Below are 12,656 nucleotides of genomic sequence, written 5' to 3'. Positions count from 1 at the left end.
AGAGACGGGTGGCGGACCGAGGGAGGAGGGAGGGTGCGGAAATGCCGCCGCACGGGCTGACACAGCTCGGCGGGGCAGCGCCTCCACGGTAGTTGAGGGCTCATCAATTGGGGAGGCAGCGGGCCGATTTCACTCGAACGAGCTATCAAGTTGTGACCCGCCGCCCTTTCCGTTCACACGGAGCGGATCAACTGACCCGGTGCACCTTGTGGTTGGCGGCCTGGGCGCGCGGCCGGACCACCAGCAGATCGATGTTGACGTGGGCGGGCCTGGTCACCGCCCAGGAGACGGTGTCGGCGATGTCCTCCGAGGTGAGCGGCTCGGCGACGCCCGCGTAGACCGCGTCCGCCTTGGCCTGGTCGCCGCGGAAGCGGGTCAGCGCGAAGCCCTCCGACCGCACCATGCCGGGGGCGATCTCGATCACCCGGATCGGCTCGGCCACCAGTTCGAGGCGCAGGGTCTGGGCCAGCGAGTGGACGGCGTGCTTGGCCGCCACGTACCCGCCGCCGCCCTCGTACGCGGCCAGCGCCGCCGTGGAGGACATGATCAGCACGGTGCCCTCGCCGGCCGCCCGCAGGGCCGGCAGCAGCGCCTGGGTCAGGTGCAGCACGCCCAGCACGTTCACCTCGTACATGGCCCGCCAGTCCGCCGGGTCGCCGTGCTCGACGCTCTCCGCGCCGAGCGCGCCGCCCGCGTTGTTCACCAGCACGTCGACCCGGCCGACGCCGGCGGCGAAGGCGTCCACCGCGGCCCGGTCGGTGACGTCCAGGGTGTGCGCCCGGCCGCCGATCTCCTTCGCCAGCTCCTCGATCCGCTCGGCGCGGCGGGCGGTCAGCACCACCTCGAAGCCGTCCGCGGCCAGCCGGCGGGCGGTCGCCGCCCCGATGCCGCTGCTCGCCCCGGTGACCACGGCCACCTTCTGCTCGGTCATGTCGTGCACTCCTCGTCTGTCCGATCGGTGGACCGATCATCCCAAGGAGCGGCCGCCCCCTGCTGTGAGCAAGGTCCCAGCCGTGGCATCTGTCTGCGGTTCGGAGGGCACGACTACATTGCGTATCCATCGCCAGTCATGAGTGAACGTTCACACACACCGCGGAGGACCCCCATGGCAGCCGAGCCCCGCCGCACCGAGTCGGGCCTGCCGATCGAGCCGGTGTACGGCCCCGAGGCCCTGGCCGGCTTCGACCCCGGGACCCGCCTCGGCCCGCCCGGGCAGTACCCGTTCACCCGCGGCGTCTACCCGACCATGTACACCGGCAAGCCCTGGACGATGCGCCAGTACGCGGGCTTCGGCACCGCCGCCGAGTCCAACGCCCGCTACAAGCAGCTGATCGCCAACGGCACCATGGGCCTCTCGGTCGCCTTCGACCTGCCGACCCAGATGGGCTACGACTCGGACGCGCCGATCTCGCACGGCGAGGTCGGCAAGGTCGGCGTCGCGATCGACAGCGTCGAGGACATGAGCGTGCTGTTCGGCGGCATCCCGCTCGGCGAGGTCTCCACCTCGATGACCATCAACGCGCCCGGCTCGCTGCTGCTGCTGCTCTACCAGCTGGTCGGCGAGGCCCAGGGCGTGCCGTCCGGCCGGCTGACCGGCACCATCCAGAACGACGTGCTCAAGGAGTACATCGCCCGCGGCACGTACATCTTCCCGCCCAAGCCCTCGCTGCGGCTGATCGCCGACATCTTCCAGTACTGCCGGGCCGAGATCCCCCGCTGGAACACCATCTCCATCTCCGGCTACCACATGGCCGAGGCCGGGGCGAACCCCGCGCAGGAGATCGCCTTCACGCTCGCCAACGGCGTCGAGTACGTCCGCACCGCGATCGCCGCCGGCATGGACGTCGACGACTTCGCGCCCCGGCTCTCCTTCTTCTTCGTCTCCCGCACCACGCTGCTCGAGGAGGTCGCCAAGTTCCGCGCCGCGCGCCGGATCTGGGCCCGCCTGATGAAGGAGCAGTTCGGCGCCAAGAACCCCAAGTCGCAGATGCTGCGCTTCCACACCCAGACCGCCGGCGTCCAACTCACCGCCCAGCAGCCCGAGGTCAACCTGGTCCGGGTCTCCGTGCAGGCGCTCGCCGCCGTCCTGGGCGGGACGCAGTCGCTGCACACCAACTCCTTCGACGAGGCGATCGCGCTCCCCACCGAGAAGTCCGCCCGGCTCGCGCTGCGCACCCAGCAGGTGCTCGCCTACGAGACCGACGTCACCGCCACCGTCGACCCGTTCGCCGGCTCGTACGTGGTCGAGGCGATGACCGACGAGCTGGAGGCGTCCATCCTGGAGCTGATGGCCAAGGTCGAGGACCTGGGCGGCGCCGTCGCCGCGATCGAACAGGGCTACCAGAAGGGCGAGATCGAGCGCACCGCCTACCGGATCCAGCAGGAGCAGGACTCCGGCGAGCGCACCGTGGTCGGCGTCAACCGCTTCCAGCTCGACGCGGAGGAGCCCTACGAGCCGCTCCGGGTCGACCCGGCGATCGAGGCCCAGCAGGCCGAGCGCCTCAAGCGGCTGCGCGCCGACCGGGACTCCTCGGCGGTCGACCGGGCGCTCGGCGCCCTGTGCAAGGCCGCGGAGGGCAGCGACAACGTGCTCTACCCGATGAAGGAGGCGCTCGCCGCCCGGGCCACCGTCGGCGAGGTCAGCGACGCGCTCCGCGGCGTGTGGGGGACGTACGTGCCGGTCGACCGCTTCTGAGCCCCGGCGCGGCGGCGGGGAACGCCGGAGGGCTGCCGGGGGAGTCCCCCGGCAGCCCTCCGGCGTCCGTCCGACCGGCTGCTACTTCTTCAGCTCGAAGGACTTGAAGAAGCCCTTGCCCGGGGAGCCCAGGCCGGTGGCCGTGTCGTAGCCGCGCGAGGCGGAGAGGCCGAAGTCGGCGCCGATCTTGTAGAGGCGGACCCGGAGCGAGCCGTTCACCAGGCCGAGGTCGACCACGTTGCCGCGCTTGGAGCGGTTGGCGTCGTCGTCGACGTCGTTGAACGCCTTGCCGCCGGCCCGGTCGTAGAGCGCCGGGTTGGCGAAGCCGAGGGCGCGGCCGCCGCGGGCCTGGATGGCGTCGGCGAACATCGCGGCGGTCTCCGGCGCGGAGACCGAGGTGCCGCCGTAGCCGCCCTCGCTGTAGGTGCCGCCGTTGGTGAAGCCGACCAGGGTGGCGGCGACCAGGTCACCGCTCATCGCGATGTCCGGGGTGGCGCGCAGCGGGGTCGCCGACTGGGTGCCGTCGGCCGCGGTCCTGGAGATCCGGTCCGGCACGACGCCCTGCTGGTACCAGGGCTGGGCGAAGTCCTTGGAGACACCGCCGCCGCCGCCGAAGTAGAAGGCGCCGGGGAACGGGCTCCAGGACTTCCGGTCGGCCGAGAGCACCGAGCGCAGGTCGCCCATCGACACCTCGCCGCCGTACTTGCCGGCCTTGTCGCCGAGCTGCAGCGCGGTGCCGCCGACCGAGGTGACCCACGGGGAGGCGGACGGCCAGTCGGCCTGCGCCTGGTTGGTGTCGGCCTGGCAGTTGACGCCGGTGGCGGCCGCGCCCGGCGAGCTGTCGCCGCAGTCGCCGGACGAGAAGGTGAAGCCGATGCCGGTCACCGCGCCGAGCTGGAAGACCTGGTTGTCGGCGGCGACCACGGCGGGGTCGATGTCCCCGCCGGTGCCGTGCATGATCTCGCCCCAGGAGTTGGAGACCACGTCGGCCAGGTGCTCGTCGACGACCTTGGCCATCGCGTCGTACAGGTCCTCGTCGTAGCAGGAGTTGCCGCCGACGTAGACGACCTGGGCGTCGGGCGCGAGGCCGTGCACCATCTCGACGTCGAGCGCCTCCTCGCCGGCCCAGCCCTCGGGACCGCCGCACTCGGCCTGGTGGGTCCACTTGTCCGGGGTGACGTACTCGGTGTACTGGCCCGGCTTGAACGGCTGGTCGCCGTGCAGCGCCGCGTAGTGGTTCGCGTCCTGCTCCATGGTGGACAGGCCGTACGCGTCGATGACCGCGACCCGGGCGCCCTTGCCGCTGACCTTGGCGTCGGTGACGCCGTACGCCTTGCGCAGCTGGGACGGGACGTACGAGCAGGGGGCGAAGGGCTCGTTCTTCTCGTAGCCGACCGGGGCGCCCTTGGCGGTCTTGGAGCCGTAGCCGTCCTCGGAGCAGGTCGGCACCTCCGGCAGGGTGGCCGGGGCCTTCTTGTCCGGGGCGGCGAGCCGGGAGGCGGCGGCGCCGCGCTGCTCGGCGGCGCGCACCGAGGTGGCGTCCGAGGAGTTCTTGTGGATCGCGTCGGCCAGGCCGGAGACGGCCAGCACCGCGTCGGCCACGGCCGCCGGGACCTTGGCGTCGGCGGTCGGCGCCCGGTGGGTGCCGTCCGCGGTGCGGTAGTCGTGGAAGCCGGTGCCGAAGGCCCGGGCCAGCGCGCCGGTCGAGCCGGAGACCTGCACGTAGTGGCTGGTGCTCGCGGAGACGGTCAGGCCCGCGCCGGTCACCCAGTCGGTGACGGCCTTGACCTGCTGGGGGGTGGCGCCGAACCGCGCCCGCACCTGGTCCGCGCCCAGGTACTGGCCGTAGGAGGCCGAGTTCGGGTCGGAGACCGCCCTGGCGAGCGCGGCCAGCCCGCTGGCGTCGCGGCCGGCCAGGTAGATCCGGGCGGAGGCCGGGGCGGACGCGTCGGTGGCGCCGGCGTCGGCCTGCGGGGTGGCCCAGGCGGGGTGGGTGCCGGGCAGGGCCCGGGCGGTGTCGCCGGCCGGGGTGGCGGCGGAGGCCGGAGCGGCCGCGCCCAGGGTGGTGAGGATCAGTGCGGCGGCGACGGTGGCCGGAGCGATGCTGCCGGCGAGCCGGTTGCGCGATATGGGCACGTCGGTCCCCCCTTCTCGGTTCGATGGAGCGTCAGCTGCCCCTCGTGAGGGCGTGACGAGGCGCGCCGCGGGCGGAAGGCCCCCACCGCGGCACCGGAGTTGACTGTGCGGAAGCTGTCTATTCGGACTGATGTACGCCGCTCAAGAGCAGGCCCGAAAGCTTTACCCCGGCATGACCGGATCGGGGGGAAGCGTTTGATCGCCGGGCCCGGGGCCCGGCCCGGGGCGGCCGCCGTGTCCGATCCCCGGGGCAGGTCGTTGCACAGGGCGGGGACCCCGGAACGAAGGGCGGGCTGAAACGAAGTGTCCTACCCATCCCAGCGGCCGCTATGCACCCATCCGGTGCCGAGTTCTCCGGAACCCGGGCCAAAATCCTTCCGGAGTCATAGGCTTGCCAAGGTGAACGCTCCCCAGTCGGCAGCCGCCGCCACCGTCACCGCCGCCCGTCCCGCCGCCGACCTGCGCGCCCGAGTCGCGTCGTACCAGGACGAGTTGATCGAACTGCGGCGTGACCTCCACCGGCACCCCGAGCTCGGCCGCCAGGAGTTCCGGACCACCCGGCTGCTGCGCGAGCGGCTGGTCGCGGCCGGCCTCGAACCCCGGGTGCTGCCCGGCGGCACCGGCCTGCTGGTGGACCTGGTGCCGCCCGGCACCGCGCCCGGCACCCCGCTGCTCGCCTTCCGCGCCGACATCGACGCGCTGCCGGTCGACGACGCCAAGCAGGACGTCCCGTACCGCTCCACGCTGCCCGGCCGGGCGCACGCCTGCGGCCACGACGTGCACACCGCGGTGGTGCTCGGCACCGGGCTGGTGCTGGCCCAGGCGATGGAGGCGGGGGAGCTGGCCCGGCCGGTGCGGCTGATCTTCCAGCCGGCCGAGGAGATGATGCCCGGCGGCGCGCTGGACGTGATCGCGGCCGGCGGGATGGAGGGCGTCGGGCGGATCTTCGCCGTGCACTGCGACCCGAAGGTGCCGGTCGGCCGGATCGCGCTGAAGACCGGGGCGATCACCTCGGCCTGCGACAAGGTCCGGATCGCGGTCGACGGCCCCGGCGGCCACACCGCCCGCCCGCACCTGACCACCGACCTGGTCAGCGTCGTCGCCAAGCTGGCCGCCGAGCTGCCCGCCGGGCTCTCCCGCCTGATGGACCCGCGCTGGGGCGTCTCGCTGGTCTGGGGCCGGATCGCGGCCGGCTCCGCGCCGAACGTGATCCCGCTGCACGCCGAGCTGGAGGGCACCGTCCGCTGCCTCGACCTGGCCGGCTGGCGGGAGGCGCCCGAGGTGCTGGAGGACCTGGTCGCCCACCTCGCCGAGACCTACCGCGCCAAGTGGACCCTCGACTACCACCGGGGCGTCCCGCCGGTGGTCAACGAGGCCGCCTCGATCGACCAGTTGGAGACCGCGATGAACGCCCGGTTCGCCGAGGGCCGCGGCCCGGTGGTCGAACCCACCGAGCAGAGCCTCGGCGGCGAGGACTTCTCCTGGTACCTGGAGCACGCCCCCGGTGCGCTGGCCCGGCTGGGCGTCCGCGGCCCGCACGAGAAGGGCGCGCGCGACCTGCACCAGGGCGACTTCGACGCGGACGAGCGGGCGATCGCGGTCGGCGTCGAGCTGTTCGCCGCGCTGGCGCTGGAGCACGCCCGGATCTGAACCGGCGCGACCGTCGAGGGCCCTCCCCCCGGGGAGGGCCCTTCGCATGTCCGGCGCGGCATCTTCTCGGGGCCCCGGCGGAGGCGTACCGTGGTGGCCCGATACCAGCCGGTAATGAACACGGGGTTGCTCCCGTGTGGTGCTATGTCCGTATTTGCCCGGGCGTACGACCACATTTTGATAACAACCCGGATGCCTCCGCAGGCCGTAACACAACCGTGTTCTACGCGCGTTACGGTGGCGCTCGACCACGCCAATCGGGTGTGTGAGAAGGAGAAACTCCCTTGCGCCGTTCACTCAAGCTCGCCGCGGTCGTGCTCTCGGGTTCCCTGGGCATGGCTTCGCTCGCCGCCTGCGGCGCAAAGAGCACCGACAACAACTCCGCCTCGGCCGGCGCCGGCGGCTCGTCGTTCAAGGTCGGCATGGCCTACGACATCGGCGGCCGCGGCGACCAGTCCTTCAACGACTCCGCCGCGCGTGGTCTGGACCAGGCCAAGAGCGAGCTGGGCGCGACCATCAACGAGGCCGAGGCCAAGTCCGGCGAGTCCGAGGGCGACAAGGAGCAGCGCCTGAAGTCGCTGGTCACCAGCGGCTTCAACCCGATCATCGCGGTCGGCTTCGTCTACCAGGACGCGGTCAACAAGGTCGCCGCCGAGAACCCGAACGTCAAGTTCGCGATCATCGACTCCTCCTCCGCCGACCAGCCGAAGAACGTCACCTCGCTGACCTTCTCCGAGGAGCAGGGCTCCTACCTGGCGGGCGTGGCCGCGGCCAACAAGTCCAAGAGCAAGCACGTCGGCTTCATCGGCGGCGTGCAGTCCGAGCTGATCAAGAAGTTCGAGGCCGGCTACACCGCGGGCGCCAAGTCCGTCGACTCGAACATCCAGGTCGAGGTCACCTACCTGACCACCCCGCCGGACTTCACCGGCTTCGCCGACCCCGGCAAGGGCAAGCAGGCCGCGCAGGGCCAGCTCGACAAGGGCGCGGACGTCATCTACTCGGCGGCCGGCTCCTCCGGCACCGGCGCGATCGAGGCCGTCGCCTCCAACCAGGCCGGCGACAAGTGGGCCATCGGCGTCGACTCCGACCAGGCCAAGCAGCCGGCCCTGGAGAAGTACAAGGCCCGCATCCTCACCTCGATGGTGAAGAACGTGGACAAGGCCGTCTTCACCTACATCAAGTCGGCGAAGGACAACAGCGTCCAGGGCGGCGTGCAGAACTTCGACCTGAAGGCGGGCGGCGTCTCGCTGGCCACCACCGGCGGCAACATCGACGACATCAAGGCGAAGATCGACGCCGCCACCCAGCAGATCACCAGCGGCCAGACCACCATCCCGACCGCCCCGTAAGGCTGTTCCGCACCCCCGCGGCCGCCGCCCCGCCGGGCGGCGGCTCCGGGACCGGATCGCACGACGGCAGGGGCCCGGACGGACGCGCCCGCACGCGCGCCCGTCCGGGCCCCTGCCGGTTGCGCACCCCCGCACCCCCGCACCCTCCGCACCCCCCGCGGTCCACACCGCCGCACCGCGCCCGGCCCGCGCGGCCCGGCCCCCGGGTTTCCCCCTGAGCCCTCAGCGCGACGAAGCGCCCGACGACCAGCAGGAGATCGCCATCACCCCCTCCGACACCGCCCCCACGGGCGGCACCCCCAGCGCGGGGACGGCGACACCTGCCGTCGAACTGCGCGGCATCACCAAGCGCTTCCCCGGTGTGGTGGCCAACCACGACATCGACATCACCGTGCGGCGGGGCACCGTGCACGCGCTGATGGGGGAGAACGGCGCGGGCAAGTCCACCCTGATGAAGATCCTCTACGGCATGCAGAAGCCGGACGAGGGCACCATCGCCGTCGACGGCGAGCAGGTGGAGTTCTCCACCCCGGCGGACGCCATCGCGCGCGGCATCGGCATGGTCCACCAGCACTTCATGCTGGCCGACAACTTCACCGTCTGGGAGAACATCGTCCTGGGCGGCGAGAGCCTGTACGGCATCGGCGCCAGGGCGAAGGCGCGGATCCGCGAGCTCTCCGACCAGTACGGCCTCGGCGTGAAGCCGGACGCGCTGGTCGAGGACCTGGGCGTGGCCGACCGGCAGCGGGTCGAGATCCTCAAGGTGCTGTACCGCGGCGCCCGGATCCTGATCCTCGACGAGCCGACCGCCGTCCTCGTCCCGCAGGAGGTCGACGCGCTGTTCGACAACCTGCGCGAGCTCAAGACCGAGGGCGTCACCGTCATCTTCATCTCGCACAAGCTGCACGAGGTGCTCTCGGTCGCCGACGCGATCAGCGTGATCCGCCGCGGCACCACGGTCGGCGACGCCGACCCGCGCCGGGTCACCGCCCGGCAGCTGGCGGAGCTGATGGTCGGCGCCGAACTGCCCTCCCCGGAGAGCCGCGAGTCGACCGTCACCGACACCGAGATGCTCGCGGTCGAGGGCCTGCGGATCGCCAAGCCGGACGCCGAGGGCGTCGAGCGGGTCGTCCTGGACGACGTGTCGCTGCGGATCCGCAAGGGCGAGATCCTCGGCATCGCCGGCGTCGAGGGCAACGGCCAGGCCGAACTGGTCGAGGCCATCATGGGCATGCTCCCGCTGGACGCCGGCACCGTCACGCTGGACGGCGCCGACCTGACCGGCACCCTGACCCGGGCCCGCCGGGAGGCCGGCATCGGCTACATCCCGGAGGACCGGCACCGGCACGGCCTGCTGCTGGAAGCCCCGCTGTGGGAGAACCGGATCCTCGGCCACGTCACCGAGCGGCCCAACTCCAAGGGCCTGCTGCTCGACCCGGCCGGCGCCCGCGCCGACACCCAGCGGATCGTCGAGGAGTACGACGTCCGCACCCCCGGCATCGAGGTCACCGCGGCCTCGCTGTCCGGCGGCAACCAGCAGAAGCTGATCATCGGCCGGGAGATGAGCCACTCCCCGAAGCTGCTGATCGCCGCCCACCCCACCCGCGGCGTGGACGTCGGCGCGCAGGCCCAGATCTGGGAGCAGATCCGCTCCGCCCAGCGCGAGGGCCTCGCGGTGCTGCTGATCTCCGCCGACCTGGACGAGCTGATCGGCCTGTCCGACACCATCCGGGTGATCTACCGCGGCCGGCTGGTCGCCGACGCCGACCCGGCCACCGTCACCGCCGAGGACCTGGGCAGCGCCATGACCGGCGCCGCCACCGGCCACATCGAGTCCGACCCGGAGGCCGTCGCCGAGGCGCAGGCCCTCGCCGCCGAGGGCACCGAGGCCGAGACCGTCGCCCCGGCCGGCGGCGCGCCGTCCGACGCGCCGTCCGATGCCCCGTCCACCGACACCGCCGACGACGCGCAGGCGGGGGAGTAGCCACATGACCAGTCCCAACCCCCCGGCCCCGGCCCCGGCCAAGCGGTCGCTGCGCGAGCGCGTCGACCTGGAGCGGATCGGGCTCGCCCTGGCCGCCCCCGTGCTGGCGGTGCTGCTGTCGCTGATCATCGCCGGCGGCCTGCTGGCGGCCTCCGGCCGCGACCCGTTCGACGCCTTCTCGATCATGTGGAGCTACGGCACCGCGTCCGACGGCCAGGTCGCCGTGCTGAACAAGGCCACCGTGTACTACCTGGCCGCGGCCGCCGCCGCGTTCGGGTTCCGGATGAACCTGTTCAACATCGGCATCGAGGGCCAGTACAAGCTGGCCATGATGTTCGCCGCGTTCGTCGGCACCCAGGTCGACCTGCCGGCCTTCCTGCAGATCCCGCTGCTGCTGGTCGTCGCGATGTGCGTCGGCGGCCTGTGGGCCTCGATCGCCGGCCTGCTGAAGGTCTACCGGGGCGTCAGCGAGGTCATCTCGACCATCATGCTGAACGCCATCGCCACCGCCGTGATCGGCGTGCTGCTGGTGCCCGGCGTCTTCGCGCCGAAGACCAGCGGCACCACCAACTCGATCCAGACCGGCAAGATCTCCGAGTCCAGCCGGTTCTTCTCGATCGAGACCCAGGGCGGCACCCTGTGGGGCTTCATCGTGATCGCGGTGCTGGTCGGCGTGGTCTTCCAGTTCACCCTGAACCGCACCCGGTTCGGCTTCGACCTGCGCGCCACCGGCCGCTCGGAGAGCGCCGCCGGCGCCTCCGGCGTCAACGTCAAGCGCATGGTGATCACCTCGATCGTGGTCTCCGGCGCGCTGGCCGGCCTGGTCGGCCTGCCCGAACTCATGCAGAACACCCCGTACTTCGGGCAGAACGTGCAGACCGGCCTCGGCTTCATCGGCATCTCGGTGGCGCTGCTCGGCCGCAACACCCCGATCGGCATCGCGTTCTCCGCGCTGCTGTTCGCCTTCCTGGACGCCTCCGGCGCCCAGCTGCCCACCCGGGGCGACTACCCGTCCGAGATCATCCCGGTGATCCAGGGCACCATCGTCATCTGTGTCGTCGTGGCCTACGAGCTGGTGCGCCGCTACGGCCTCAAGCGCCAGCAGCAGAAGGTCGGCGCCGAGCTCGCCGCGCAGGCTGCCGCGGCCGCCCAGAAGGAGGTCGCGGCATGAGCACCGCAGTCGCCGGCAAGCCCAAGACGCCGGCCGCCCCCGCGAAGCGGACCAAGCTCACCTGGCCGGTGGTGCTGCTGCTGATCGCGCTCGCCCTGGTGCTGTTCGCCGCGGTCGGCGCCGCCACCGGCAACCACGGCCTGACCTCCTCCGGCCAGATCGGCGCCGCGCTGGCCTCCGCCGTCCCGATCGCGATGGCCGGCCTCGGCGGCCTGTGGTCCGAGCGCGCGGGCGTCGTCAACATCGGCCTCGAAGGCATGATGGTGGCCGGCACCTTCTGCGGCGCCTGGGGCGGCTTCCTGGTCAACCCCTGGGTCGGCCTGCTGGCCGGCATGGCGGGCGGCGCGCTCGGCGGCCTGCTGCACGCGCTGGTCACCGTCACCTTCGGCGTCGACCACATCGTCTCCGGCGTCGGCATCAACCTGCTGATCCCCGGCATCTGCGCGTACGTCAACCGGATCTACTACAAGGACTACGTGGCCGACGGCGCCGGCGCCAACCAGTCGCCGCCCGCCGACTCGCTGCCGACCTTCACCGTCCCCGGCCTGTCCGACTGGCTCGGCGACATCGAGAAGCACCACTGGTTCCTGGTCTCCGACGTGGCCGGCGTCGTCCGCGGCCTGGTCACCGACCTGTCGGTGGTCACCCTGATCGCCGCCGCGTTCCTGGTCGCCAGCTACTTCCTGCTCTGGCGCACCGTGTTCGGCCTGCGGCTGCGCTCCTGCGGCGAGAACCCGACCGCCGCCGAGTCGCTGGGCGTCAACGTCTACACGTACAAGTACCTCGCGGTGGTCTCCTCCGGCGCCTTCGCGGGCCTCGGCGGCGCCTACCTCTCGCTGGTCGCCGCGCACTTCTACCGGGACGGCCAGACCCAGGGCCGCGGCTTCATCGGCCTGGCCGCGATGATCTTCGGCAACTGGATGCCGGGCGGCCTGGCCGCCGGCGCGGGCCTGTTCGGCTTCACCGACAGCCTCCAGCTGCGCGACGCCGACTCGGTGCACGTGCTGCTGCTGGTGGTCGCCATCGCGATGGCGCTGCTCGCCGTCTGGCAGTTCTACCGCCGCAAGCTCACCGCCGGCCTGATCAGCACCGTCGTCGCGGGCGGCGTCGCCACCTGGTACGCCTGCACCGACGAGGTGCAGCGCCCGCTGATCGTCGCCACCCCGTACGTGATCACCCTGGTGGTGCTCGCGCTCGCCTCGCAGCGGCTGCGGATGCCGAAGGCCGACGGCCAGGTCTACCGCAAGGGGCAGGCCAAGTGACGGCGGTCGCGCCCGGCGACATCGACTGGGCGGCGCTGCGGGAGGCTGCCCGGGAGGCGATGCGGCACGCGTACGCCCCCTACAGCAAGTACCCGGTCGGGGCCGCCGCGCTGGTCGAGGACGGCCGCACGGTGGTCGGCTGCAACGTGGAGAACGCCTCGTACGGCCTCGGCCTGTGCGCCGAGTGCGGGCTGGTCTCCGCGCTGCACGCCTCCGGCGGCGGCCGGCTGGTCGCCTTCGCCTGCGTGGACGGCGCCGGCGAGCCGCTGATGCCGTGCGGGCGCTGCCGCCAGCTGCTGTACGAGCACGGCGGGCCCGGGCTGCTGGTCGAACTGCCCTCCGGGGTACGGCCGATGAGCGAGGTGCTGCCGGACGCGTTCGGGCCGGAGCGGTTGTAGCCCTTTCTTGT

General features: G+C 72.3%; 9 protein-coding genes. 7 read left to right on the top strand and 2 right to left on the bottom strand.

All coding sequences use genetic code 11. The features are described from left to right. Positions 1-187: 187 nt before the first annotated feature. The gene (locus tag KSE_RS14985) at positions 188-931 is read right to left on the bottom strand and encodes an SDR family oxidoreductase (protein WP_033258499.1); all 744 of its coding nucleotides are present in this window, start codon (positions 929-931) and stop codon (positions 188-190) included. A gap of 174 nt (positions 932-1,105) precedes the next feature. On the opposite strand from KSE_RS14985, the gene KSE_RS14980 reads away from it, so the two are divergent. Then, positions 1,106-2,695 carry an acyl-CoA mutase large subunit family protein gene (locus KSE_RS14980; protein WP_014136158.1) on the top strand — a complete coding sequence of 530 codons (1,590 nt, stop codon included), beginning with the start codon at positions 1,106-1,108 and terminating at the stop codon, positions 2,693-2,695. Positions 2,696-2,776: 81 nt separating this feature from the next. On the opposite strand, the gene KSE_RS14975 is transcribed toward KSE_RS14980, so the two are convergent. After that, positions 2,777-4,831 (bottom strand): S53 family peptidase, encoded by a 2,055-nt coding sequence (locus KSE_RS14975; RefSeq protein WP_014136157.1) that lies wholly within the window; start codon positions 4,829-4,831, stop codon positions 2,777-2,779. A gap of 399 nt (positions 4,832-5,230) precedes the next feature. On the opposite strand from KSE_RS14975, the gene KSE_RS14970 reads away from it, so the two are divergent. The 6 genes from KSE_RS14970 (at position 5,231) to KSE_RS44700 (ending at position 12,645) form a co-directional block, all read left to right on the top strand. Then, the gene (locus tag KSE_RS14970; RefSeq protein WP_014136156.1) at positions 5,231-6,481 is read left to right on the top strand and encodes an amidohydrolase; all 1,251 of its coding nucleotides are present in this window, start codon (positions 5,231-5,233) and stop codon (positions 6,479-6,481) included. Between the two features lie 284 nt (positions 6,482-6,765). After that, positions 6,766-7,830, top strand: a complete 1,065-nt coding sequence (locus KSE_RS14965; protein WP_014136155.1) for a BMP family lipoprotein — start codon at positions 6,766-6,768, stop codon at positions 7,828-7,830. Between the two features lie 364 nt (positions 7,831-8,194). Next, positions 8,195-9,814: an ABC transporter ATP-binding protein gene (locus tag KSE_RS14960; RefSeq protein ID WP_231873171.1), complete on the top strand. Its 1,620-nt coding sequence runs from the start codon at positions 8,195-8,197 to the stop codon at positions 9,812-9,814. A gap of 4 nt (positions 9,815-9,818) precedes the next feature. After that, positions 9,819-10,985 (top strand): ABC transporter permease, encoded by a 1,167-nt coding sequence (locus tag KSE_RS14955; RefSeq protein ID WP_014136153.1) that lies wholly within the window; start codon positions 9,819-9,821, stop codon positions 10,983-10,985. Further along, positions 10,982-12,247, top strand: a complete 1,266-nt coding sequence (locus tag KSE_RS44705) for an ABC transporter permease (RefSeq protein ID WP_014136152.1) — start codon at positions 10,982-10,984, stop codon at positions 12,245-12,247. Before KSE_RS14955 ends, KSE_RS44705 begins: the two co-directional genes overlap by 4 nt. After that, positions 12,244-12,645, top strand: coding sequence for a cytidine deaminase (locus KSE_RS44700; RefSeq protein WP_014136151.1), 402 nt, complete (start codon positions 12,244-12,246; stop codon positions 12,643-12,645). The genes KSE_RS44705 and KSE_RS44700 overlap by 4 nt, the downstream gene beginning before the upstream one ends. Positions 12,646-12,656: the final 11 nt, after the last annotated feature.

The organism is Kitasatospora setae KM-6054 (assembly GCF_000269985.1).
Taxonomy (GTDB): Bacteria; Actinomycetota; Actinomycetes; order Streptomycetales; family Streptomycetaceae; genus Kitasatospora; species Kitasatospora setae.
The sequence above is the reverse complement of the archived record's forward strand: the minus strand, read 5'-3'. Positions and strand labels throughout refer to the sequence as shown.